Here is a 25,194-nt window from a genome sequence, read left to right as displayed (position 1 = left end):
AACACAGATGCAATCTTACAATTTTAACATATAATTACTATATTTAATCTACAAAGGCAAATAGTGTTTAGACTTGATAGAAGAATTATAACGCATTTTGATTATGTACAGCCTATTTTAATCTTCCCTATTATTTTAACTTCTTTTTTTTTAATTTTCGAAGCAAATGCTTTTTTAGCTGAAAAACAATTCACATATTTTTGTTTCGGATTCCTCGCTTTTTGCTTTTTTTTCTTTTTACCGATTCGAAAATTTATATGGCTTATTCCTATAACATATTGGCTAACTATTTTCTTACTTTTGAGTGTGGATATTTTTGGTGTTGAAAAATTAGGTGCAAAAAGATGGATACAAATTCCTTTTACTCATTTCACCATCCAACCATCTGAAATTTTTAAACCTGCCTTTATTTTAATGCTTGCATACCTCATCAATCAAAATCCTCCTCCAAAAAATGGCTATAAAGTGAAAAATTTTCTTAAACTAAGTTTTTACATCCTTTTACCTTTTGTATTGATTGTTAAAGAACCTGATTTAGGCAGTGCTATGGTGCTCTTAATTGTAGGTTTTGGAGTACTTTTTATCATAGGAGTGAATTACAAAATTTGGCTTAGCATACTTTTAATACTAGGACTTAGCTCTCCTTTAATTTATGCTTATTTCCTAAAACCTTATCAAAAACAAAGAATTCACGATTTTTTATCAGAAAAACCTAGCTATCAGGTCATTCAATCTATGATAGCCATAGGCAATGGAGGACTGACAGGCAAATCTCAAGATCAAGCAACACAAACACATTTCAAATTTCTCCCTATTGCAACAAGCGATTTTATCTTTGCTTATATGATAGAAAGACTCGGATTTATAGGTGGATTGATTCTTGTTTTATTGTATATTCTATTAATTTTTCACTTATTGAGTTTAAATTATAAACTCAAAGAGGACTATTTTTCAAAAGTTTTGATAAACTGTGTGGCACTCTTTATTTTTATTTATACAGCAGTAAATATTTCTATGACTCTGGGCTTTGCCCCTGTTGTTGGAATTCCTTTACCATTTTTTAGCTATGGAGGAAGTTCTTTTACTATTTTTATGATATTCTTTGGAATTACACAGCATCTCATAACTTTTCGTTACTTTTGGCTTGACAAAACAGCAACCAAAACAAGCAAACTTCTAAGTCGCTAAATAAATATTTTTTAAGCAAAAAAAGCTATAATTTGTATTTTTTGACGGATTCATAGCTCAGTTGGTTAGAGCAACCGGCTCATAACCGGTTGGTCGCAGGTTCGAGTCCTGCTGAATCCACCATTTTATTATACAACTCTAATGCTGTTTTTGGTTGATTAAAGCAAGTTAATTTCTTTAAATTGTAAAAATATTCTAATTACTTTGAGGATGAAAAGTTAAGATTCTTCGTTTTTCCTAATACATTTTTTCCTTTAAATGGATTCTCGTATTTGAAAATTTCCTCCTCATTTATTCTCAATCCACACTTTAACAAGTCTTGTTTAAACATTTATCAAAAATTTTTATATGCTTCTCATTATTAGAAACTGCTTTAAGTCAAAAAAGAAATACAAAGTTTTGCAAAAAAAACTATGAATAAATACGATATGTGATTTTCTATACTATATCTTTATTTAAAATTTTGTATAAAGATTTTCAAACTACTTTTTTATAAAGATAACGATAATTTTCAAAGCCATAAAATGCTCTTACCATCTTTAAAATCAATAACATCAAAGACTTTAAAGTAAAAATAATGCACTATCATAAATGTATGCAAACTTGTTTTGTAAAGTAAAAATTTTAAGAGAGTAAAATTATAATGATGGTGGTTAGAGGCAGAATCGAACTGCCGACACGCAGATTTTCAGTCTGCTGCTCTACCGACTGAGCTATCCAACCGAAAATAATAAAATAATATTAAAACTAAAATTCTATCTTTTTATCTTTAATTTAAGTTTAAAATATAAGAAAAAATTTATTTGGCTTAAAGTTTTAATGAGTTAGAATAGCCAACCTAAAAAATGTCAATGGAGTTTTTTTGAAACAATTTGGTCTTGACAGACGGACTTTTAAGATTTTACTTAGCGGTTATATAATGATCGCCCTCATTGGTGCTTTATTGCTGTCTTTAAATCTATCGCATACTCAACCTATCAGTTTTTTAGACGCTTTTTTCACAAGTACTTCGGCTGTAAGTATGACGGGATTGCTCGTTAAAAATACTGCAAATGATTTTACAATTTTTGGACAAATTATTATCCTTGCTCTTGTACAAATTGGAGGACTTGGTTATATGGGTGCTGGACTTTTTATATATATATTAATACGAAGAAAAGTCGGATTTAGCAGCAGAAGTCTTCTCAAAGAATCATTACTATATCCATCTATGGATGGACTCTTTAAATTTTTAAAAAAAGTTTTACTCTTTATTTTTGCAATAGAACTTTTTGGGGCAATAATTCTAACTCTGCGTTTTGCTCTTGAAATGGATTTAAATAAAGCACTTTGGTTTGGAATATTTCATTCTGTTAGTGCTTTTAATAATGCTGGATTTAGTATTTTTGAACATGGATTAACTGGCTATAAATATGACCTTACTGTGAATCTTGTTATCACTTCTTTAATTATTATAGGAGGGCTTGGTTATTTTGTTTTAGTAGAATTATATTTTTTTCAAAGAAAACGTTTGCATACCTTGAGTTTGCATACAAAAATTGTCATTACAGCCACAATATTTCTTATTCTTTTCTCAACTCTTATTATTTTTACTTTCGAATATCCAAATTCAAAAACCATAGGGAATTTTTCTTTTTTTGATAAAATCCTCGCTTCATATTTCTTGGCTATCAATTATAGAACAGCCGGTTTTAATACCATAGATATAGGTGGCTTATATGATGCAAGTTTGTTTTTTGGTTCTTTATTTATGATTATAGGAGGGGCTCCGGGTGGAACTGCTGGAGGAATAAAAATTACAACAATAATGGTGTTATTGTTGTATGCATATTGGAGCATTCGAAATGGAAGAGTACGGATATTTGGATATGAAATTCCACAAGAAATCATTAATAAAGCTTTTATCATCTATATAGGCTCGACTGTCTATATTGTTGTAGCTGTTATTTTACTTTCTTTATTAGAATCTGACTTTAAATTCATTACTCTTTTATTTGAAACCTCATCAGCTTTTGCTACTGTAGGGATTTCGACTGGAGATGGTGGTTCTCTTTCTTTATGTTCTTTATTTAGCAATCCTAGCAAAATTATTATTATAATAATGATGTTAAGTGGAAGAATAGGAGTCTTTGCTTTTTTAATTTCAGTTTTCAGACAAGACAAAGTAGTCAATATTAAATTCCAAGAAGGAAAAATTAATTTATAAAGGTTGCAAATGAAAAATAATAGCTACGGTGTAATAGGACTTGGGAAATTTGGTTCAGTTGTCGCTGATGAACTCATAACTTCTGGACACACTGTAATTGTCGCAGACAAAAATGAAGAAGCTTTAAAAAGCATACAAAATTCTCCAAGCTATGCTTATATCTTAGATTCTACAAATATCAACGCTTTAAAAGAAGCTGGCTTTCACGACGTAGAAATTGTTATTGTAAGCATAGGTGAAAATGTAGAAAAATCTATACTTACACTTATGGCACTCAAAGACATAGGAGTAAATAATATTATCGCTAAAGCTACTTCAAATATGCACGGGCAAATTCTCTCAAAACTTGGAGCTAACAAAGTCATCTACCCAGAAAAAGAAAGTGCAAAAAGACTGGTAAAAGAATTTCTTACAAAAACAACTGAATTTGAAATTTTTGACATTTCAGCAAATACAATACGTGTCGTAAAACTAAGTATTGATGACAAATTTGCTGGCAACTCACTCAAACACATAGCACAAAATATGCGTGTCATTGCTTACAAAAAAGTTAATACCGATTGGGAGTTGTTGCCGGATTTAGAAACAACGCTAGTATATAGCGGCGATGTTGTCGTACTACTTGGTACAGTTAAAGATTTAAAAGAATTCGAATATTAAACTTATTTAAGATAATAAGCAATTTGTTCTTTATTAAGAATACGTATAAGATTACTTGTTCCTTCAACTCCCGTAGGGAATCCTGCGGTAAGAATATAACATCTCTCTTCAGACATCAAAGCTTTTTCGACGCTTGATTTTACAGAATCTCTCAATAAATCGTTAATATTGTCACTTTTATTTACTAAAATTGCTGGATTAACACCCCAAACTATACTCAAAAAATTTAAGGTCCTTTCAGAATGTGCAACAGCTATAATCTCTGTATCTGGTCTATATCTTGCAATTTTTATAGCAGACTTTCCACTACTTGTAAGAGCAAAAATCGCATCAACTTGTAAATCTTTTGCCAAATGAGTGCAAGAACGCATAATTTTGTCTGTGTTATCAGAATAATCAAAACACTGAAACTTATTATAAGGGTATTTTTTTTCAGTTTCTATAATAGTTTGACACATTATATCAACAGCATTTGCAGGATCAATACCAATAGCACTTTCTTCGCTTAGCATTACTGCATCTGTTCCATCAAGTACAGCATTCGCAACATCTGAAATTTCAGCTCTTGTAGCAGTTTTTGCTTTGGCTAAAGAAAAAAGCATTTGGGTTGCAGTAATCACTGGCTTACTTGCATTATTTGCCTTCAAAATAATTTCTTTTTGTATATTTGGAACGCGGTAATAGGGTACTTCTATACCAAGATCTCCACGTGCAACCATAATTCCATCACTTGAAGCAATAATTTCATCAATATTCTCAACTGCATCAAATTTTTCTATTTTTGCAAAAATAGCTATTTTGGCTTTATTTTCAGAAAGAATTTCGCGAACTTCGTTAATATCGTGAGCATTTTGCACGAAAGAAATAGCGAGAAAATCGACCTGATTTTCTATCCCCCAACAAATATCGTTCTTATCCTTACGTGTGATAATATCTATATTTATTTTAGTATTTGGGAAATTAATACCCTTATTTGAACTTAAAAAACCATCATTTTCAATTAAAGCTTCAACCCTATCACTTTTTACAGCTACAACCTTAGCTCGTATACTTCCATCATAAAGATAAATATGCTCACCGATTTTAAGCATAGAAAGAATATCGCTCTGATTAATACTAAGCTTATACTGATTCGCGCAAAGCTGTTCTCCTATAATTTTTTCATAGTAAAAATCAAGCTTGTCTCCTTTTTTTAATTCAAAGGGAGTTTTTAATTCACCTATACGAATTTTAGGACCGCTAATATCTTGTAAAATTCCTACTCTAGTGTTTAATTCTTTTGCAACTTTTCTTATGATACAAAGATTTTTTTTATGATATTCGTGCGTACCGTGTGAGAAATTTAAACGAAAAACATTTACCCCATTGATAATCATTTGACGTAATACTTCTTCTTTTTCACTCGCTGGTCCAACTGTAGCTACTATCTTCGTTTTCTTAAGCATAATAATCCTTACATCTCTTTATTTAATGAAAATCTATAAAAGCTCTGAAGCAAATCTGTCCTCATTAAAATTGGCTCCAAGGTATTCGCACATAAGTTTTGCATCTCTTTCTGCATTTCCTAAACAGCTTGTAGCTCCGGGACTTGGAGTCATATTAAAAATAATACCGGGTGTCTCCATAATACTAGCTTCACCTAACAACAACTCACCTTTTGTTTTATCAATAATTTGAGGACGAACACCACCAAAACCTTTAGCATAATAAATATCACTTGATTGGAGACTTGGAATAATTTTTCTTGCATCTTTAACAAAAAAATGCTTGTTAATAAAAGGAAGTTCAAAAAGATAGTTATACAGTATGTAATTTCTAATCGTCTCATCTTTTAGCATTCCAAAAGTTACTTTCAAGACCACTTTATCAAATCTAAGAGCTTCAAAAAATTCTGGAACAGATTTTAGACCGTGATAACGTTCAAGTTTAGGGATAACAAGAGCTGTCGGACCAAAACGTGTATTCATATTAGCAAGTAAATCAGGATCTCCGTGCAAAGCTGCAAATGGAAGTTTAGGATTTTGCACCATATATACCTTACCATTAAGAAGTTTTTGCCTTGTAAGATAAAAACTTCCAGCCACAGGCCAACAAGACTTATCCATACCCAAATTCATTTTATGTGCTAAATATAGAGAATGTCCTCCGGCATTTACAACAACAGCTTTTGCACGATATTCCTTATAATGAGAAGTTCGAAGGATAAAAATATCATCTTTTTTTTCTATATGTGTAATTTCTTGATTAAAAGCCACTAAAGTATTTTTACCCTGTTTTTGTCCTTGTTCTATAAGACTCACACTCATCTTTCCATAATCAACAGTAGTAAAAACTTCCCCAGCTTCAACCCCCATAGCACAAATATTTTCCACCCTATCTCCGATACCATCTTTATCTAAGACAACTTTTGGCTCTATTTGTTTAATTTTTGCTTTGTCAAAGAATTTTATATAAGGATAAAGCTCACGAAATTCTTCATATCTGTTTTTCATATATTCATATTCTGCATCACCAACAGCTAAAGCCATTTTTTGGTGAGAAAACATAAAATCATTTTCAGCTTTATGTAAAAGACCATATTTAATTATCATATCAGAGGTTCGTTTTACTTTTTTAGCTTTTTCTAAGGTATAGTTCGTTTCAATATCTCCGCAATGTATAGTTTGAGAATTGCTAGTGCCTTTAGAATTTAAGCTAGCTGGAACACTATATTTTTCAATTAAAGCAATATTTTTAATATCTGTGTATTTAGCAAGCTCATAAAATAAAGCTGCACCAGAAATTCCAGCTCCGATAACAAGCACATCAAATTCTTCATTACTCATTTTTGTTTCCTTTGTTTAAGTTAAAATAAACTTTGACTTTTTAAATAGAAGTTTAATCTAATTTTTTTATAAAAAGTTAAAAATTTATCCTATAAAAAATAATTTGGAAATTTTGTAACACTTTACAAAAGTAAATTAGGATTTTCTTTTAACACTTTTTTCATTCCTCTGAAAACAAGAAGTTTATCATAAATAGCATATTCAAAAAAATTTGCCAAAAATTGTCCATCGCCTCCTGTAAAATAAAGTTTTTTGTTTTGAGTTGTATCTTTAATCAACAAATAAATACTTTTAAAAACTGCATAACTTAAAGCATCTCTCGTTTTTTGAGGAAAAGCATCAAGACTAACTTGAGTGTTAAATTCATATTCTAATCGTGGAGAAATGGAAGTATAGATTTTTCGAAAATTGGCAATACCCGGTAAAATAAACCCACCTAAATGTATAGAATTTGAAACAATATCAACACTAATAGCACTTCCTGCATCAACAACAACGCCATCTTCTATTGTATAGCAGGCTGCTATCCTATCAACTCCTAAACCTTGATAAATAGTATCAAAAACAAAATACTTTTCAAGATCAATACAATTTTTTTGGCTTTGTAGATATTCTTTTAAATTCTGATTAACATTAATATAAAAAATCTTTTTTTCACTTCGAAATTCTCTAAATTGCTCAATACTAAGTGTAAAATGCTTCTTATCGTCTAAAAAACTCGCATTAGAATTTCCAAGGTCACACAAAAGCATAAATATAAAATCCTTTCTCCTCTAAATATCTTCTAGCTTTAGAACAGAGGGGCGATTTTGTAAAAAGGTATTTTTTCGTCTTGATTTTTTCTAGTTTCTTTACCAAATCATCTACGAAGAAAGCATCTTTACTTACAAACCTTGTCTTACCAGTATAAACAAAAAGCAAATCATTCTTATTAAAAGCACACAAATAAGTTTTCTTTTTTGTAAAAGCACCTAAATGTAAAAATTGTAAATCTTGTACAGACAAATTAAAAGCTTTTGCGGCTTCATCAAAAACATTCATAGTAAATCTAAAATTTTCTCTCCATAATATAATGCACCATTTCCCATAAAAGACATTTTATCAACAGCATCTTGAAGTTTAAAAATTTGAATATTTTGTAGATTAAAATCTGTTTTAATCAAATACCCTGTTTTTTCCAAAACATAAAGATGAGACTGAAAAATACTTGCTTTGGTAAAAAGGGCAAATTCAAATTTTTGCTGTGCAATTTTTTGTAAATCCAAATCTGTTTTGATAATAACTCCATCTTTTTGAAGTATAAAAATTGAATCTGGTGCTACAAGCACATCTTTAATATCAGTCTCTAAATAAAATGTCTTAAGAGGATTTACGACGATAATTTTTTTGGCAGTAGCGACTATCAATGTATCATTAATAGCACTCAAATGGATAATATTATTAAAAAAACTTTCAGCAGAAACTATGACATCTTTGACGATTTTAAAATCAACTCGAGATATTATAACAAGCTTTCCATCTAGAGTGGGATACACGATAATATTATCTAAAAATAAAGGGCTTGCCATACGATTGTCCTGCCCAACTGCTTGTGCTAAAGTTCGTGAAAATTGTATGCCTGAATTTCTATTCACTAAAACTATACTGTTATCAGCAAGAACTAAAGCTAAATCATCGCCATCAACTGCAACAGAAAGAACAGCTGCGCTAAAATTTGAAGAATAGACTTCATTAGAAAAACTATCAACAATTTTCAAATTTCCATCATTGTCTGCAAGAATCAACTCTCCATTCTGATAGTTTAAGAGAATGAAATTTTTTTCGAGTTTCAATTCATCGATAATACCATCTTTTACAAGGGCTTTGCCATTACTCAATTTAGCAGAAACTAAATTCCAATCAACAATTTTTGCTTGCAAATTTTTAGAATGCTTTAACACCCCATCAACTTGAGATGGTTGAAAATACTGCCTTTTTGTACCGCAAGCGATAAAGAAAAATAAACAAAATAGACATAAAAGAACTTGTTTCATCATAAAATACCTTGATAATGTTTAAAATTTTTAGCGATTTGACCTAAAGTTGAATCTGATTTAATCTGTGAGAGTAATAAGGAAGCTTCATCGAATTTACCTTGCTGCAAAAGATCATAGGCTTCTAAAATTTTATTATAATCTTTTAAAAAAAGGGATTTTTCTCCTAAATTTAAAGCAAGAATATTTTTAAGTAAAATATTTACTTTACCTTCTTTTACAAGATCCTGCAACTGCTGATGCAACTTAACATCATCTTGATTCAGGTTAAGCTGTTTCATTAAAAAAACGGCATAAAGATTACTGTTTGCATCTTTAAGTTGAATCAAAGCATCTTTGTCATCAGGATTTGCAAGCAAATGCATATAAAGATTATTGCTCCGTTTGATATTCTTTTGTTTGAACATTTCACCCACTGTATTAAAAATCAATAAAAAAAGCACAATAGCAAGAAATGCCACAATATAAAATTTGTACTTTCTTATAAATTTTTCACTTCTAATTAACCTCTCTATAAACTGTTCTTGAGTATTTAGCTCAGTCTTAATGGCCTTTACATTTTCTTTTAATCCCAAATTCTGCTTCCTTAATAAATATTTCTTTAAATTCTTTGTAGTCTTTAAAAAATTTTAATATTGTATCATAAACAAATCACATAAATCACAAAATATTCTAAACAATTTACAACCTTTTTTATGTTATAATTTTCAAAATCTAATAAATTTTAGCCAAGGTTTCAAAATGCAGATTGATCAAACATTACTAAGCAAACTTGAAAAATTAAGTGCTTTAAAAATAGTTGATGAAAAAAAAACGGAATTGGTTGAACAATTAAGCGAAATTGTCAGTTTTGTTGAAAAACTCAATGAACTTGATCTTAGTTCTTCTGAAATTATGATCAGTGCAACAAAAGGGGAAACTCCATTGAGAGCTGATATTCCAAAAGACAGTACTATTATAGATACAATTTTAGAACATTCGCCAAAAAATTTTGAACATTTCTTCCTTGTGCCTAAAATTGTGGAATGATTAATCTAATGTTTAATTCTTATGGTGTACAATTAAATTTTTGTTGTTTTTATTAAATTAGGAAGTGATTGAAAATGAATTTTTATTGGTTTGATGCATTTATTTTAGGTTTTACTTTACTCTTAGGGCTTAAAGGAATTTTAAACGGTTTGGTAAAAGAAATTTTTGGGCTCATAGGCATTGTAGGAGGTGTTTTTCTTGCTTCAAAATATTCAAATCAAGCTGCAATTCTTATTCAAAAAAATTTCTATACTATAGAAAATGAAAGCTTGGCAAATTTTGCTGGATTTTTAGTTCTACTTATTCTCTTTTGGATTATTTGTTTAATATGTGGGAATTTATTTGCCAAACTTATTAAACTCAGTGGTTTAGGATTTTTAGACAGGATAGGTGGATTTTTTTTCGGCGGAGCAAAGATTTTCCTTATTTTTTCTATTCTTATCTTTTGTATTGCAAAAATAAGTTTTTTAAATGACAAGCTCAACAGTTTTGCACAAAACAGCTATACACTCGACTTCCTTAAAAAAACAGGTTCATATATTATGAATCAACCTTTAGCGGAAAATAATTTAGACAAAGCTGAGCAAAATTTACAAGAATTCGTTACTGATTTAAACAAGAGTAAAGGAAAATAATATGCTAATAGAAAATATAGAATACGATGTTTTATTAGAAAGATTCAAAAAAATCCTAAGACAGGGTGGATTAAAATACACCAAACAACGGGAAATTCTCTTAAAAACACTGTATCACAGTAATTCGCATTATACGCCTGAAAGTCTTTATATGGAAATCAAACAAGCAGAGCCCGAACTCAATGTCGGTATTGCAACTGTATATCGTACCTTAAATCTCCTTGAAGAAGCTGAAATGGTAACTTCAATATCCTTTGGTGCTGCTGGAAAGAAATATGAACTTGCCAACAAACCCCACCACGACCATATGATATGCAAAAATTGCGGAAAAATTATAGAATTTGAAAATCCTATCATAGAAAGACAACAGTCTTTAATTGCTAAAGAACATAATTTCAAACTTACAGGACACTTGATGCAATTATATGGTGTTTGTAGCGATTGCAATAAAAAAGTAAAGGTAAGAATTTAAATGTTTGACAGTATCTTGCAACAGCAAAGAATACAAAAAGCAAAAGATTTTTTAAATGAAGGTATAAATCCCTATCCACATTTTCTACGCAAAGAATTCTCACTAAAGGAATTTAAAGAAAAATTTGCTTATATTTCAGACTTAGACGAAAAAAGAGATGAATCGGCTTTTGCTACAATTGCCGGAAGGATTAAATTACTTCGTATTGCCGGAAAATCGATCTTTGCAAATATAGAAGATGAAAGTGAAAATTTACAAATCTACTTTAGCAAAGACAGCATAGGAGAAGAAAGATATAGAGTATTGAAAAAAAATTTAGAAGTCGGAGATATAGTACTTGCTGAAGGTTTTCCTTTTACCACAAAAACAGGAGAATTTAGTTTGCATACTAGTAAAATAACATTGGCAACAAAGGCTCTCACTCCATTACCGGAAAAATATCACGGACTCACAGACAAAGAACAAAGATACCGCAAACGTTATCTTGATATGATAATGGATTCTGAAATTCGCAAGGATTTCATTGCTCGGTCAAAAATTATTAGTTATATTCGTCGTTTCTTTGAAGAAAAAGGTTTTTTAGAAGTTGAAACTCCTATGTTACATCCTATTGCAGGCGGAGCCAATGCTAAACCCTTTGTAACTTTTCATAATGCTTTAAACGTTGAACGTTTTTTACGTATAGCACCAGAACTGTATCTCAAAAGGCTTATAATTGGAGGATATGAAGCGATTTTTGAACTTAACCGTTGCTTTAGAAATGAAGGTATGGATCTTACACATAATCCAGAATTTACAACTATTGAATTTTATTGGGCATATCATAATTATAAAGACTTGATGAACCTTACAGAAGAACTTTTTGCTGAACTCTTAAAAAATCTTCATTTAAATACGGTAATAGAATTTAATGGAGAAAAAATTGATTTTTCAAAACCTTTTGAAAGAATTTCATACAAAAACGCTTTAAGAAAATACGGTTGCTTAGATGACAGCATAATAGAAAACAAAAATGAAATTCTGAAAAAATTACAAAACGATGGTTTTGAAGCAAATGAAAAATTAGATTTGGGACACTTGCAAGCTGAACTCTTTGATAAATATGTTGAAGATAAATTAATTCATCCAACTTTTATCATAGATTTTCCGCTTTCAATTTCCCCACTTTCAAGACGTAGTGATGAAAACAGCGAAATAGCAGAAAGGTTTGAACTTTTTATTTGCGGAAGAGAGATAGCCAACGGTTTTAATGAACTCAATGATCCAATCGACCAATATGAGAGATTCTTACAACAAATTGAAACAAAAAATGCTGGAAATGACGAGGCTTGTGAAATGGATGAAGATTTTATCAATGCTTTAAGTTATGGTATGCCTCCAACAGCAGGGCAAGGCATAGGCATAGACAGACTTGTAATGCTTTTAACAAACAAAAAATCTATTCGCGACGTCATTTTATTTCCAGCTATGAGGAATTTAAAGGTTGATTTTAAAGAGGAGGATGGAAAGTGAGTTTAGAACAATTTGATAAAGAAATTTTTGATCTGACCAATAAAGAACTCGAACGTCAATGCAATGGTTTGGAAATGATAGCAAGTGAAAATTTCACTTTTCCTGAAGTGATGGAAGTAATGGGCAGCATACTCACTAACAAATATGCAGAAGGCTATCCCGGTAAAAGATACTACGGAGGATGCGAATTTGTTGATCAGATTGAAACCTTAGCTATTCAAAGGTGTAAACAGCTTTTTCATTGTGCTTTTGCAAATGTTCAACCAAATTCAGGTTCTCAAGCTAATCAAGGCGTTTATGCTGCCCTTTTAAATAGAGGAGATAAAATCTTAGGTATGGATTTAAGCCACGGAGGGCATTTAACACACGGAGCAAAAGTAAGCTCTTCTGGAAAAATATATGAGAGCTTCTTCTATGGGGTTGAACTTGACGGAAGAATCAATTATGAAAAAGTAAGAGAAATTGCCCATATTGTCAAACCAAAACTTATAGTGTGTGGCGCAAGTGCTTATACTCGAATAATTGATTTTGCAAAATTCAGAGAAATTGCAGATGAGATTGGGGCGTATTTATTTGCTGATATTGCTCATATTGCTGGACTTGTTGTAGCTGATGAACATCCAAGCCCTTTTCCACACGCCCATATAGTGAGTTCTACAACACACAAAACTCTGCGTGGTCCGCGTGGAGGCATTATAATGACTAATGATGAAGAATTGGCTAAGAAAATTAATTCTGCAATTTTTCCGGGTATTCAAGGTGGTCCTTTAATGCATATTATCGCTGCTAAAGCGGTTGGTTTTAAATTTAACCTTAGTCAAGAGTGGAAAACCTATTCAAAACAAGTTAGAAAAAATGCAAAAACCTTAGCTGAAGTCCTAATACAAAGAAATTATAAACTTGTAAGCAATGGTACAGACAATCATCTTGTCTTAATGAATTTTTTAGAAAAAGAATTTAGCGGTAAAGATGCAGATTTAGCCTTGAGTAATGCCGGAATTACTGCAAATAAAAATACAGTTCCGGGTGAAACTCGTAGTCCATTTGTTACAAGTGGCTTAAGACTTGGTACTCCTGCTCTTACAGCAAGAGGTTTTAAAGAAAATGAAATACAAATTGTTGGAAACTACATCGCTGACATACTTGATGATATTCACAATATAAAATTACATAATGAAATTAAAGCTCAATTAAAAACACTTGCGGATAATTTTATCATTTATACAAAGGCTTTGTTTTGATTGCACCTATGGACTTGTCTCTTATAAAAATGATAACTGACCATTATTATCTAAGACACGATAAAATTTTGAGTAAGAGCACTCATCGTGGTAGACTCTTTTTTAATAAATTCGAAAGGATAGATTCAACTTTAAACCTTAATATTATTCGAGAGCATTCAGAGAAAAAAATAGTCGTTGCACACGATCTTATAACTAAGGATAATAAGGTTGAAAATATTGTTTTTGACTATAATGGTTTTAATGCAGAAAGGTTTTGGCACAAGGCACAACTTATTTTACGCGAGGAAGGATTTATAAATTTTACAGCATACAAAACTAAAACTCCAGGGCATTTACATCTTTATATTCATAAAGGTCATACAGCATTAAATGAAGGATATTCCTTAGCCTCAAAACTTTCTATGATGTTTGCAAGCAAAATGCCTGTAGAATGGAAAGTTTATCCTAGTATGGATATACCTAGGGAATTTAATATTTTGATTTTACCTTACGAGGTATATCATAAAGAACGCGGTAGTTCGTGGTCTAAACATATGTAAAAAGGAGAAATTATGGAAAACAATAAAAATGATTTTGATGATATTATCTTAGAAAAAAGCAATAAAAGTGAAAAATTGAAAAAAATCCTCCTTCGTATTATTGCTTTAATTATTCTCTTTTTAGTTGTAATGATAGTAATGAAACTCATCAATTCTAATGAGCAAACTGCACAAAATGAAACGTTGATTCCTGTAGAACCTGTAAGCATAGAACAAGAAACAAACAATAGTTTTGAAAATGTACCTATCACTGAAAATATATCCGCTGAGGATCAATTCGAAGCCTTAAGGAGACAAATACAAAAGAGTAATGATGAGAAGCAAAATACACACGATATTCAAACACAAAACAACTCTGAAGAAAATCTTACTTCAGCAGAAATTACTCAAGAATTAACCCCATCTTCGCCGCCAAGTGAAAATTTAATTCCAAAAACCCAAACAGCAGAAACTCATATAACAAAATCTGAAGTGAAAGAAAATAAAAAACCTGAAGTAAAAAAAGAAGTCGCACAAGAAGAAAAAACAAATACAAAGGAATTGTTTAAAAATGTTGAAGCTAAGCCTATAAATCCCGACGGTTTAGCTTCTGGAATCTATGTACAAATTTTTTCTGTAAGTAATTTAGATCAAAAATCTAGAGAGCTTGCTAGTGTAAAACAAAAAGGCTATGATTACAAACTGTATAAGACAACGGTCAATGGCAAAGAAATTACAAAAGTTTTAATTGGTCCTTTTGATAAAACCAATATTGCTGAAGAATTAGCAAAAATTCGTAAAGACATTGCTAAAGATGCATTTTCTTTCACCTTAAAATGAAATTTTTGGCCGTCATAGGCAATCCTATATGCCATTCTAAATCTCCAAGAATGCATAATAACGCTATAAAGTCTTTGCAACTTAACGGTGTTTATACTCGATATAAACTTGAAAATGAAGAGAAACTTAAAAATGACTTTTTAGCGTTAGGGTTTGACGGAGCAAACATTACTTTGCCTTTTAAACAGCAAGCTTTAAAAATCGCCGACATTAAAGATGAGTTAGCATTAAACATAGGTTCAGCCAATACCTTGCTTTTAAAACAAGGTAAAATCTATGCCTATAACACTGATGCACTAGGATTTTTAAAAGCCATTGAAGAATTTCAAAATGTACAAAAGGTATTGATTTTAGGTGCTGGAGGTACGGCTCTTGCTTTAGCTTATGCCTTGCAAAAAAACGATAAAGAAGTTTGTATAGCAAATCGTAGCGAAGAAAGATTTGTCAATTTTAAAAATTTTCACACAATGCTTTATGAAAATTTACAGAATTATAATTTTGATTTGATTATAAATACAACTTCTGCAGGACTCAATGATGAACAACTTCCTTGCAGTCAAAAAATACTTGATAAGATAACTCATACAGCTCATTATGCTTTTGAAGTTATTTATGGTAAAGAAACAGCTTTTTTACAATTTTGCAAACAGAAGAATCTGCGATGTAAAAATGGTTTAGAAATGCTTTTATGGCAAGGAGTATTTGCCTTTGAACTTTTTTTTGACATAAAAGATGAAAAAGGAGAAATTAAAAAAGCTATGAGTCAGGCCTTAGAACTCAAATAACTTTTAATCAAAATTAAAACTATTCTCCTGATTAAATTCATTGTACCCTTTCTCTTCTTTTTTCAAATTCTCTCTCTGCTCTGTTGCATTCACAAGATTAAGGTATAGTGAATTTAACATATTTTTATAAAAAATAAGAAAAACCTTATCAATTTCAAAAGCAGGTTTTTCTAAGTCCTTATTTAACTGTGTTGGAACAGAGCTAAGTGTAGTTTTAAATAAAAATATACCGTCATCGTTTTTAATAGAATAATTTAAACTTACAGGGGAATCAAGTTTTGCAGAATTTAAAAAATTGGTTGAATTTTGAGGATTATGCAAATCAATAAAATCAATCTTCCCATTCAAACTAAATCCAAAATCTGATCGTATAGAATCGCCTTTAATAAAACTATCAAACTGCTGCACTTTTGTTTCTTCTGCATAGACAGAGATAGAGGTTGTGATTTTATAATCAGCATTCAAATCCACTCTCTCATACCCTTTAAGCTGTACTATTGTCGCAATTTGCTCCTCTAAATTCTGTTTTAAAAGTTGCAACTCTTTTTCTAAACGAACTTTGAGTACAGAACTTTCAAAATAATCTGAATAATTATTATTTTGCTCTATTACAACAGGCTCAACAATAATCTTTACACCCTCAGAATGTACAACTTCTGCTTGATGAGGCACCTGATACCTAAAATTCGGTAGGGAAAGGGAGATAAAATTTGAACTTATACCAGAACACCCAATAAACAATACCGACACAAAAATACAACAGTATATTTTCATTTCGCACCTCCATAAAAATTTCAATTATAACAAGTTAAAGTTTTTTTGCTATATTTTGGCATAAAGAATTTTTTTGAAAAAGACTTGAAAATGAATTTTTGGCAAAATATCTACTCTCATTTTGATGTAGTTGCATTCTCAGTATTTGGCTTTGCAATCCATTGGTACGCCATTATGTATGTTAGTTCTTTGATTGTAGCATTAGTTCTAGCAAAATTTTTTATAAAAAAATTTCATTTTAACATACAAGAAAATCTTTTATATGATTATTTCGTTTGGGCTGAATTAGGTGTTATACTTGGAGCAAGAATAGGATATATTATAATATATAATCCAAATGCTCTTTGGTATATCAGCCATCCTTGGGAAATTTTCAACCCTTATGAAAATGGTGAATTTGTAGGAATCCGTGGTATGAGCTATCACGGAGCTATAATAGGCTTTCTCCTCGCAAGTTTCTTCTTTTGTAAAAAAAGAAAACAAAACATATGGCATTATCTTGATTTAGCCACTCTTTCTACTCCTTTAGCTTATATATTAGGTCGTATTGGAAATTTTTTAAATCAAGAACTCTTCGGACGTCCCACTGATATAGCTTGGGGAATTTATGTTGATGGAATATTAAGACATCCCTCTCAACTGTATGAGGCATTTTTTGAAGGCTTTATTGTTTTTTTAATAGTGTATATAGCAAAACTCAAGCAAAGTTTTACAGGAGAACTTATTATCGTCTATGGCTGTAGCTATTCTTTGGCTCGATTTCTTTGCGAATTTTATCGTGAGCCTGATTTTGGATTAGGTTTTTTCATCTTTAATTTAACTATGGGACAGATATTAAGTTTATTTATGTTTTTGATAACTCTACTATTTTACATTTATTTAAAATCAAAAAAATAGCTATTTAACTTACATTAAAGGATATTGTAATAGAATAATACGATTTTAAATTTAATTTAAGGAGTCAAGATGAGTGGGCTTATTGAAGGGTATCTGGGTAGGAGTATTGAAGGCAAAAAAAGCAAAATGCCTGCTAGGCTAGATTTTATCCAAAGTGCTTCTGGGCTTTTTTTAGGACTGTTTATGTGGGTACATATGCTTTTTGTAGCTACAATTTTGGTGAGTGAAGATTTTTTTAACTCTGTAGTGCATTTCTTAGAATTAAAATTTGTTTATAATAATCCTATTATGAGCTATGTTACTTCATTCTTAGCAGCCTGTGTGTTTATTGTATTTATTGTTCACGCAGGATTAGCAATGAGAAAATTTCCAATTAATTTTCGTCAATATCAGATCTTAAGAACTCATAGTAAAAAAATGAAACACACGGACACCTCGTTATGGTGGATTCAGGCTTTTACAGGTTTTACAATGTTCTTTTTAGGATCGGCTCATCTTATCTTTATCATAACAAACGCTGATAAAATCAGTAGTGATATGTCTGGAGAGAGAGTTGTCAATCATTTTATGTGGCTTTTTTATTTAGTTTTGCTTATTTGCGTAGAACTTCATGGAAGCATAGGGCTGTACAGACTCTGTGTTAAATGGGGTTGGTTTGAGGGCAAAAATGCAAAAGAAAGTCGCAAAAAACTTAAAACTGCAAAATGGGTTATAAGTGTTTTCTTCCTTGCTTTAGGCATTTTAAGTCTAATAGCCTTTGCTAAAATAGGTTTTGAAAATTACCAAAATCAAACTGTAATGATAAAAAACTACAATGGAGAAAATTATGAATATACAATATAGTGATGCCTTGGTAATAGGTGGTGGTTTAGCAGGACTTAGAGCAGCTATCGAAGTAGCCAAAAGTGGGCAAAGCGCAACACTTTTAAGCATTTGTCCTGTTAAACGTTCGCATTCTGCAGCTGTACAAGGTGGTATGCAGGCAAGTTTAGGCAATGGAGCTAAAGGTGAAGGTGATAATGAAGACTTGCATTTTGCAGATACTGTAAAAGGAAGTGATTGGGGTTGTGATCAAGAAGTAGCAAGAATGTTTACTCAAACTGCTCCAAAAGCTGTACGTGAATTAGCCGCTTGGGGAGTGCCTTGGACTCGCGTAACAAAAGGTCCAAGAACTGTTGTAATCAACGCACAAAAAACCGTTATTGAAGAAAGAGAAGAAGCTCACGGACTTATCAATGCAAGAGATTTTGGTGGAACTAAAAAATGGAGAACGTGCTATATAGCAGATGCTACAGGACATTGTATGTTATATGGAGTAGCCAATGAAGCTATTAAACATCAAGTCAAAATCATTGACAGAATGGAAGCTGTGCGTATCATCCATAATGGAAAAAAATGTTTAGGTGTAATTGCAAGAGATTTAACTAATGGACAACTTACTGCTTTTGTTGCTCGAGGAACAATGATAGCCACAGGGGGCTATGGCAGAATTTATAAACAAACTACTAATGCAGTAATTTGCGAAGGAACAGGTGCAGCAATAGCACTTGAAACAGGACTTTGCAGACTTTCAAATATGGAGGCAGTTCAATTTCATCCCACACCTATCGTACCAAGTGGAATCTTACTTACAGAAGGTTGCCGCGGTGATGGTGGAATTTTACGCGATGTTGATGGATACCGCTTTATGCCTGATTATGAGCCTGAAAAAAAAGAGTTAGCAAGTCGTGATGTTGTGAGTCGACGTATGATGGAACATATTCGAAAAGGAAAAGGGGTAAAAAGTCCTTACGGAGATCATTTATGGCTAGATATTTCAATCCTTGGAAGAGCTCATATAGAAAAAAACCTACGCGATGTACAAGACATTTGCAAAACTTTCAATGGTATCGATCCTGCAGACGAAGGTTCAAAAGGTTGGGCGCCTGTTTTACCTATGCAGCATTACTCAATGGGCGGAATTCGCACTAAACCAACCGGAGAAAGTCAATGGCTAGAAGGACTTTTTGCTTGCGGTGAAGCGGCGTGTTGGGATATGCACGGCTTTAATCGCTTAGGCGGAAATTCGTGCGCTGAAACAGTCGTTGCGGGTATGATTATAGGCGATTATTTTGCACAATATTGCAAAGACAATGGGGAAATTATTGATACAAATATAGTAAAAGATTTTTTGAGTAAAGAATATCAATACCTCAAATCATTAGTAGATAAAGAAGGGAAATATTCAGTCTTTGAAATTAAAACTAGAATGAAAGAAATTATGTGGGAAAAAGTGGCTATATTTAGAACGGGAGAAACTCTCAAAGAAGCAGTTGATGAGCTTGAGAAGCTTTATATTGAAGCTCAAAATGTCAAAGTGCATTGTAAAGAGCTTAATTGTGCTAATCCTGAACTCGAAGAAGCTTATAGAGTACCGCGAATGCTAAAAGTTGCCCTTTGTGTTGCATATGGAGCGCTTTTAAGAACTGAAAGTCGTGGGGCACATTATAGAGAAGATTATCCTAAAAGAGATGATTTAAACTGGATGAAAAGAACTCTAACTTATTGGGTTGAAGGTGAAAATTTACCTCGCGTGGAATATGATGAGCTTGATATTATGAAAATGGAAATGCCTCCAGCATTTAGAGGATATGGAGCTAAGGGAAATATCATAGAAAATCCTTTAAGTGAAAAACGGCAGGCTGAAGTTGATGCTATACGTGAAAAAATGGAAAATGAAGGGAAAAATCGCTTTGAAATTCAAAATGCTTTAATGCCTTATGAATTACAAGCAAAATATAAAGCTTTAAATCAAAGAATAGGAGCTAATTATGAGTAGAAAACTGACAATAAAAGCATTTAAATACAATCCTTTAAGTAAAATTTCCAAACCTCATTTTGTAAGCTATGAACTTGAAGAAACTCCTTTTATGACTGTCTTTGTATGTCTTACTCTTATACGAGAAAAGCTTGATGCAGATCTAAGTTTTGATTTTGTATGTCGTGCTGGAATTTGTGGCTCTTGCGCTATGATGATAAATGGAGTGCCTAAACTTGCCTGTAAAACATTGACTAAAGATTATACAGATGGAGTTATCGAACTTATGCCTATGCCTGCCTTTAGACACATTAAGGATTTAAGCGTAAATACGGGCGAATGGTTTGAAGAAATGTGTAAAAAGGTAGAAAGCTGGGTTCATAACGAAAAAGAAACTGATATTTCTAAAATTGAAGAAAGAATAGAACCAGAAATTGCAGAAGAAACTTTTGAACTTGACCGTTGTATAGAATGTGGCATTTGCGTTGCCTCTTGTGCAACGAAATTAATGCGTCCAAACTTCATTGCTGCAACAGGACTTTTACGAACAGCACGGTATTTGCAAGATCCTCACGATCATAGAAAGGTTGAAGATTTTTATGAGCTTGTTGGTGATGATGATGGGGTATTTGGATGTATGTCTCTGCTTGCTTGCGAAGATAATTGCCCAAAAGATCTTCCACTCCAAAGTAAAATTGCTTATATGAGAAGACAACTCGTGGCTCAAAGAGGTAAGTAATTTTGACACTATGACTTTAGAAGTTTTTTTACAACAAATATGGCAAGATACCTTACAATTTTTAGATTTTGAAGCGAATTTTAATGACAAAAATTCGCTTGATCTAAGTGAGATTGCCATTATTTTAAGTGCTGATAAAAACAATTATGAAAGATACTTTCTCTTAAAAGAATTTCAAAATATTTTTAAAAAAATTAATTTAAGAGTGGATATTTTTGGCGTACAAATAGCACAAATTTGTGCTATTAATCTTCTCAAGATAGGACTTATTTCTCAACAAGAACTACTCAAAGCTCTACAAATTTTACAGACAGTTTCAAACAATACTCTTGTTTTTCATTTTATTCAAAATCTAGAAATTCAACATTCAAACAAAAAAGAACTTTTTGTAAAAAATTTTAAAGAACTTGATACTATTAATAAAGAGCTGCAAAAACTCACTCACAATGAAACAACAAAAATACGACTAGAAAAAACCTTAAAAAAATTTCGCGATCTTGACTTTAGTATAGCTATTACAGGAGTTGTAAATTCTGGAAAATCAAGTCTGCTCAATGCTCTTTTAAAAGAAGATTTTTTAGGTGTCTCCAACATACCAGAAACTGCAAACTTAACATTACTCAAATATGGTACAAGCCAAAGGGCTAAAATATATTTTTGGGATAAAAAAGAATGGCAAAATATTCTTGAAAGTGCAAAATTTAGCGCAGAATTACACAATTTTCTTGATGCACTTTCAAAGCAAATCAACATAGAAGAATACATACAAGAAAAAAGCTTAATCAAAGAAAGTTCTTTGCACGAATTAAAAGAATTTAGCAGTGCAAAAAATATACTTTCAGCCTTAATTAAAAAGATAGAAATTGAAGGCGATTTAGAATTTTTGAAAAATAATATTTGCATAGTTGATACACCGGGACTTGACGATATAATCACTCAAAGAGAGCTCCTTACCAATGAATATCTCAAAGAAAGCGATTTTTTAATCCATCTGATGAATGCTTCTCAAAGTCTTACACAAAAAGACTTAGAATTTTTAACTAACTGTCTTTTAAACTCTCGTTTAAGCAAATTTCTCATTGTACTCACCAAATCAGATTTACTCACGCAAAAAGATCTTGAAGAAGTGATTGTTTATACAAGAGAAAAAATTAAAGAAGCTGTAGAAAATTTAAATTGTAACCTAGTTGAAAAAATTGATTTTTTATGTGTAAGCGCAAAAAAAGCAAGCGAATTTTATAAAGGTATTGCAGATGAAGAAGAATTTAAAAGAAGTGGTATGAAAGAATTTGAAGAGTACCTTTTCAACGAATTGTATTCAAGTAAAAAAAGCACAATGGCTATTAATTCATACAAAAAAGAATTGCTTTTAGAATTAAAAAATATATTGAATGATTACGAAATCCGAAATAAACTTATAAAGGAAAACGAACACGACTCTGACAAGCAAAATATTAAAATTGTGAAAGAATTTCAAAACCAAAAAGAAATTCTCAAACAAGCTAAGAAAGATATAGCAGATTCTATTGCAAATTTTGAAAATTTGGAAAATGGAGTAGAAAATCTTGTCTTGCTTCTAGCAAAGAAACTTAAGGAAAGACTTCTTGATGAATTACAGTACGTAAAAAGTAAAAAACAAAAGGTCAATTCAAATCGCATTCTTCATATCATCGACATTACAACAAAAGATGGAATTAATGATATTTTAAGAGATATAAAATTTGAAAATCTCAAAAGAATTGAAGAATTACGTTCCACTCTTAGTCTTAAATATGAATTTTTACGAGATGAATTTGATAATGGATTTGAAGATTTCAAAAACCAACTTACGCAAAATATAGATTCTCTTTTTAATAGTGAAAAATTTGCACTGTTAAGACTAGAGTTGTGTGAAATTATGCAACAAAAAACCGAACTCATCCTGCTTGAAAAAAAGCTTGATGAAGCCGTAGTTTGTGGATTTAAGAAATTTGAAATTTCTAAAGTTTTAACTCAATTGCAAATCAATAAAACTTTCTTTGACTTTTTAGAACAAAAACTTTCACACTATGAGGATACTCAAAAAGAAAAATTAAAAAATTTAGAGCAAGTTCTTGAAAAACTCAAAGGCGCAAATGCTAATTTAGTTCTTTCTTATGAAGAAAATATCAAAAATATCGCCACTCTAAAACAGCTTGAAATGGAGCTTTTAAATGCAAATTGATATTTTAAATAATTTTATACACGCTTATGAAAAAACTTTTGCTTTCAATTTCGACGCAAGTTTTCAAGGTCAGATCAAAACCCTTTGTAAAAAACTCAATGAACCTTTTATGCATCTTAGTCAAAAATTCAACAAAGAATTAAATGAGCTTGTTTTTTCATTAGAAAAAAATATCAATGTAGCTATTATAGGACAATTTTCAAGCGGAAAATCAACGCTTTTAAACCTCATCTTGCAAAAAGAATGTTTGCCAACAGGTATAGTACCTGTAACCTTTAAACCTACTTTTTTGCACTATGCAAAAGAATATTTTTTAAGAATCGAATTTGAAGATGGTAGTGATATAATAACAGACATTAGTGAACTTGAAAATTACACCGACCAAAGAAAAAGAAAAAAAGAGGCAAAAAGTTTGCATATTTTTGCACCTGTAACTTTACTCAAAAAGATAACCCTTATCGACACACCCGGTTTAAATGCCAATAATACTGATACTTTAACAACTTTCAAAGAACTTCAAAATACTCACGCGATAGTATGGTTAAGTCTTATTGATAATGCTGGAAAAAAAAGTGAAGAAGATGCAATAAAAGCAAATTTGCCTTTACTTAGTGGTGCAAGTATCTGCGTTTTAAATCAAAAAGACAAATTAAGCCCGAATGAACTTGAAAATATTTTACAGTATGCAAAAAGTGTGTTTTCAAAATATTTCACAAAACTTATCGCTATTTCTTGTAAAGAAGCAAAAGAAAAACAAAGCTATGAAAAATCAAATTTTCATAGCTTGCTTGATTTTTTGCAAAAACTTGATGAAAAAATTCTAAAGCAAAATTTCACTCAAAGAAAAATGCAACACTTGTGTCAAATCATAGAAGATGAAAATACCTTATTTAAGAATATTTTTGAAAAACTAGAACAGGAATTTCAAAATTATGAGAATTTTTTAGAAACACAGTCGAAACAGTTTTTGCAACAAATTGTTTTTTTAAATCATCAAATTTTAGAGCAACTCAAAAGTATAAGTGAAAAAATTAGTAGCGAAATTTTTAGCTTTATAAAAGAAAAAGATGCCTCTTTTTATAAAGAAGCTCAAGGACTTTTTAAAAAAAATTTATATATAAAATACCAGTATAAAACTCCTTACATTTCAAGCGATGACGCTTTTTTAGCAATGTTTTACAATAGCAACACTCTCACTAAAGAATTCAAAAAGATAAAAAATGAACTTGAATTGTCTTTTAAAGAAATAAAAGAAAAATTAGAGTATTTTGTACAGCACTTACAAAAAAACATCCTGCTTTTTAAAGCAGAATTTTCTAATATACAAAAAGATAATGAATTGCAAAGTGATGTAAATTTTAGTGAGCTTAGAGCCTTTTGTAACGCGAGTGAAGAGCATTTTTTGAAAGACTTTAAAGAAAATTTGCTACAAAGTTTTTTGCAACTTGATTTATTCTTTGAAAAACTCCATTTAAAAGCCTTTTCTAATTATGAAAATGCTACAAAACTCAGTCTTAGCTTTTTCAGTAGAAAGATCAACGAAAGTCGTGATTTTTATGAATTAGACAGTTCTCAATTTTCACTTTTTTATCCTAAAAAAAATGAAATTTATGAAAGAGTTTTAACAGAATTGAATGTTTATGAATTTGAAAGTTTGCTTCTTGACAAACCAGTATTATCTAAAATTGTTTTAGAATTTTTAGAAAAAAGTAACAATTTAATTGGACGGAAAAAACAATTTATCCTTACAAAAAAAAATGAACTCAAAAAAAGAGAGCAACATATAAGCTCAATCACTCAAGCCTTAAAAGAAATACAATAAAAACAAACCGTGTTT

At 31.0% G+C, this 25,194-nt stretch carries 24 protein-coding genes and 2 tRNA genes; 18 read left to right on the top strand and 8 right to left on the bottom strand.

Annotated features, from left to right (window positions below; genetic code table 11):
- The first annotated feature begins 63 nt into the window (after positions 1 to 63).
- On the top strand, positions 64 to 1,188 hold the full coding sequence (locus OQH62_RS01015; RefSeq protein WP_266012661.1) for an FtsW/RodA/SpoVE family cell cycle protein: 1,125 nt from the start codon (positions 64 to 66) through the stop codon (positions 1,186 to 1,188).
- Positions 1,189 to 1,234: 46 nt separating this feature from the next.
- A tRNA-Ile gene (locus OQH62_RS01010) sits at positions 1,235 to 1,311 on the top strand.
- A 524-nt stretch (positions 1,312 to 1,835) separates the two neighbouring features.
- Here OQH62_RS01010 and OQH62_RS01005 read toward each other — a convergent pair.
- Positions 1,836 to 1,911 (bottom strand) — tRNA-Phe (locus OQH62_RS01005).
- A gap of 139 nt (positions 1,912 to 2,050) precedes the next feature.
- Between OQH62_RS01005 and OQH62_RS01000 the strand changes: the two genes are divergently transcribed.
- Together OQH62_RS01000 and OQH62_RS00995 are read left to right on the top strand one after the other, a co-directional pair.
- Positions 2,051 to 3,394 (top strand): TrkH family potassium uptake protein, encoded by a 1,344-nt coding sequence (locus OQH62_RS01000; protein WP_266012659.1) that lies wholly within the window; start codon positions 2,051 to 2,053, stop codon positions 3,392 to 3,394.
- A 9-nt stretch (positions 3,395 to 3,403) separates the two neighbouring features.
- The gene (locus tag OQH62_RS00995; RefSeq protein WP_266012657.1) at positions 3,404 to 4,054 is read left to right on the top strand and encodes a potassium channel family protein; all 651 of its coding nucleotides are present in this window, start codon (positions 3,404 to 3,406) and stop codon (positions 4,052 to 4,054) included.
- A 2-nt stretch (positions 4,055 to 4,056) separates the two neighbouring features.
- Here OQH62_RS00995 and pyk read toward each other — a convergent pair whose 3' ends face one another.
- From pyk to OQH62_RS00965, 6 genes are all read right to left on the bottom strand, one after another.
- Positions 4,057 to 5,499 carry a pyruvate kinase gene (gene pyk / locus OQH62_RS00990; protein ID WP_266012654.1) on the bottom strand — a complete coding sequence of 481 codons (1,443 nt, stop codon included), beginning with the start codon at positions 5,497 to 5,499 and terminating at the stop codon, positions 4,057 to 4,059.
- A 33-nt stretch (positions 5,500 to 5,532) separates the two neighbouring features.
- A complete protein-coding gene (locus OQH62_RS00985; protein WP_266012651.1) occupies positions 5,533 to 6,879 on the bottom strand; it encodes an FAD-dependent oxidoreductase in 1,347 nt (448 codons plus the stop codon).
- Between the two features lie 122 nt (positions 6,880 to 7,001).
- The gene (locus OQH62_RS00980; protein WP_266012648.1) at positions 7,002 to 7,631 is read right to left on the bottom strand and encodes a type III pantothenate kinase; all 630 of its coding nucleotides are present in this window, start codon (positions 7,629 to 7,631) and stop codon (positions 7,002 to 7,004) included.
- The gene (locus OQH62_RS00975) at positions 7,618 to 7,920 is read right to left on the bottom strand and encodes a tram-like protein (RefSeq protein ID WP_266012645.1); all 303 of its coding nucleotides are present in this window, start codon (positions 7,918 to 7,920) and stop codon (positions 7,618 to 7,620) included. Before OQH62_RS00975 ends, OQH62_RS00980 begins: the two co-directional genes overlap by 14 nt.
- On the bottom strand, positions 7,917 to 8,912 hold the full coding sequence (locus OQH62_RS00970; protein WP_266012974.1) for a hypothetical protein: 996 nt from the start codon (positions 8,910 to 8,912) through the stop codon (positions 7,917 to 7,919). Before OQH62_RS00970 ends, OQH62_RS00975 begins: the two co-directional genes overlap by 4 nt.
- A complete protein-coding gene (locus OQH62_RS00965; RefSeq protein ID WP_266012642.1) occupies positions 8,912 to 9,487 on the bottom strand; it encodes a hypothetical protein in 576 nt (191 codons plus the stop codon). Before OQH62_RS00965 ends, OQH62_RS00970 begins: the two co-directional genes overlap by 1 nt.
- 166 nt (positions 9,488 to 9,653) lie before the next feature.
- On the opposite strand from OQH62_RS00965, the gene gatC reads away from it, so the two are divergent.
- The 8 genes from gatC (at position 9,654) to OQH62_RS00925 (ending at position 15,947) form a co-directional block, all read left to right on the top strand.
- Entirely contained in the window at positions 9,654 to 9,941 is a 288-nt protein-coding gene (gatC, locus tag OQH62_RS00960; protein ID WP_266012638.1) for an Asp-tRNA(Asn)/Glu-tRNA(Gln) amidotransferase subunit GatC, read from the top strand.
- A gap of 74 nt (positions 9,942 to 10,015) precedes the next feature.
- Positions 10,016 to 10,576, top strand: a complete 561-nt coding sequence (locus OQH62_RS00955) for a CvpA family protein (RefSeq protein WP_266012635.1) — start codon at positions 10,016 to 10,018, stop codon at positions 10,574 to 10,576.
- Between the two features lies 1 nt (position 10,577).
- Positions 10,578 to 11,048, top strand: a complete 471-nt coding sequence (locus OQH62_RS00950) for a Fur family transcriptional regulator (protein WP_266012632.1) — start codon at positions 10,578 to 10,580, stop codon at positions 11,046 to 11,048.
- Complete coding sequence (gene lysS, locus OQH62_RS00945) at positions 11,049 to 12,560, top strand: lysine--tRNA ligase (RefSeq protein WP_266012629.1); 1,512 nt, start codon at positions 11,049 to 11,051, stop codon at positions 12,558 to 12,560.
- Positions 12,557 to 13,801: a serine hydroxymethyltransferase gene (locus OQH62_RS00940; RefSeq protein WP_266012626.1), complete on the top strand. Its 1,245-nt coding sequence runs from the start codon at positions 12,557 to 12,559 to the stop codon at positions 13,799 to 13,801. The genes lysS and OQH62_RS00940 overlap by 4 nt, the downstream gene beginning before the upstream one ends.
- Complete coding sequence (locus tag OQH62_RS00935; protein WP_266012623.1) at positions 13,798 to 14,343, top strand: DUF1882 domain-containing protein; 546 nt, start codon at positions 13,798 to 13,800, stop codon at positions 14,341 to 14,343. Before OQH62_RS00940 ends, OQH62_RS00935 begins: the two co-directional genes overlap by 4 nt.
- 12 nt (positions 14,344 to 14,355) lie before the next feature.
- A complete protein-coding gene (locus tag OQH62_RS00930; RefSeq protein WP_266012621.1) occupies positions 14,356 to 15,162 on the top strand; it encodes an SPOR domain-containing protein in 807 nt (268 codons plus the stop codon).
- Positions 15,159 to 15,947 carry a shikimate dehydrogenase gene (locus OQH62_RS00925; RefSeq protein ID WP_266012618.1) on the top strand — a complete coding sequence of 263 codons (789 nt, stop codon included), beginning with the start codon at positions 15,159 to 15,161 and terminating at the stop codon, positions 15,945 to 15,947. The genes OQH62_RS00930 and OQH62_RS00925 overlap by 4 nt, the downstream gene beginning before the upstream one ends.
- A 3-nt stretch (positions 15,948 to 15,950) precedes the next feature.
- On the opposite strand, the gene OQH62_RS00920 is transcribed toward OQH62_RS00925, so the two are convergent.
- A complete protein-coding gene (locus OQH62_RS00920; RefSeq protein ID WP_266012615.1) occupies positions 15,951 to 16,619 on the bottom strand; it encodes a hypothetical protein in 669 nt (222 codons plus the stop codon).
- A gap of 192 nt (positions 16,620 to 16,811) precedes the next feature.
- Between OQH62_RS00920 and lgt the strand changes: the two genes are divergently transcribed.
- The 6 genes from lgt to OQH62_RS00890 all read left to right on the top strand — a co-directional run bounded on the left by lgt (position 16,812) and on the right by OQH62_RS00890 (position 25,179).
- Complete coding sequence (lgt, locus tag OQH62_RS00915; RefSeq protein ID WP_266012612.1) at positions 16,812 to 17,618, top strand: prolipoprotein diacylglyceryl transferase; 807 nt, start codon at positions 16,812 to 16,814, stop codon at positions 17,616 to 17,618.
- Between the two features lie 69 nt (positions 17,619 to 17,687).
- The gene (locus OQH62_RS00910; RefSeq protein WP_266012609.1) at positions 17,688 to 18,461 is read left to right on the top strand and encodes a fumarate reductase cytochrome b subunit; all 774 of its coding nucleotides are present in this window, start codon (positions 17,688 to 17,690) and stop codon (positions 18,459 to 18,461) included.
- On the top strand, positions 18,445 to 20,436 hold the full coding sequence (locus OQH62_RS00905; protein ID WP_266012607.1) for a fumarate reductase flavoprotein subunit: 1,992 nt from the start codon (positions 18,445 to 18,447) through the stop codon (positions 20,434 to 20,436). The genes OQH62_RS00910 and OQH62_RS00905 overlap by 17 nt, the downstream gene beginning before the upstream one ends.
- Positions 20,429 to 21,154, top strand: coding sequence for a fumarate reductase iron-sulfur subunit (locus OQH62_RS00900; protein WP_266012604.1), 726 nt, complete (start codon positions 20,429 to 20,431; stop codon positions 21,152 to 21,154). Before OQH62_RS00905 ends, OQH62_RS00900 begins: the two co-directional genes overlap by 8 nt.
- Positions 21,155 to 21,164: 10 nt before the next feature.
- Positions 21,165 to 23,357, top strand: a complete 2,193-nt coding sequence (locus OQH62_RS00895) for a dynamin family protein (RefSeq protein WP_266012602.1) — start codon at positions 21,165 to 21,167, stop codon at positions 23,355 to 23,357.
- Positions 23,347 to 25,179, top strand: coding sequence for a dynamin family protein (locus tag OQH62_RS00890; protein WP_266012600.1), 1,833 nt, complete (start codon positions 23,347 to 23,349; stop codon positions 25,177 to 25,179). The genes OQH62_RS00895 and OQH62_RS00890 overlap by 11 nt, the downstream gene beginning before the upstream one ends.
- Positions 25,180 to 25,194: the final 15 nt, after the last annotated feature.

Source organism: Campylobacter sp. MIT 21-1684, from assembly GCF_026241315.1.
Classification (GTDB): Bacteria; Campylobacterota; Campylobacteria; order Campylobacterales; family Campylobacteraceae; genus Campylobacter_D.
This window is presented reverse-complemented; position numbering and strand designations above follow the sequence as displayed.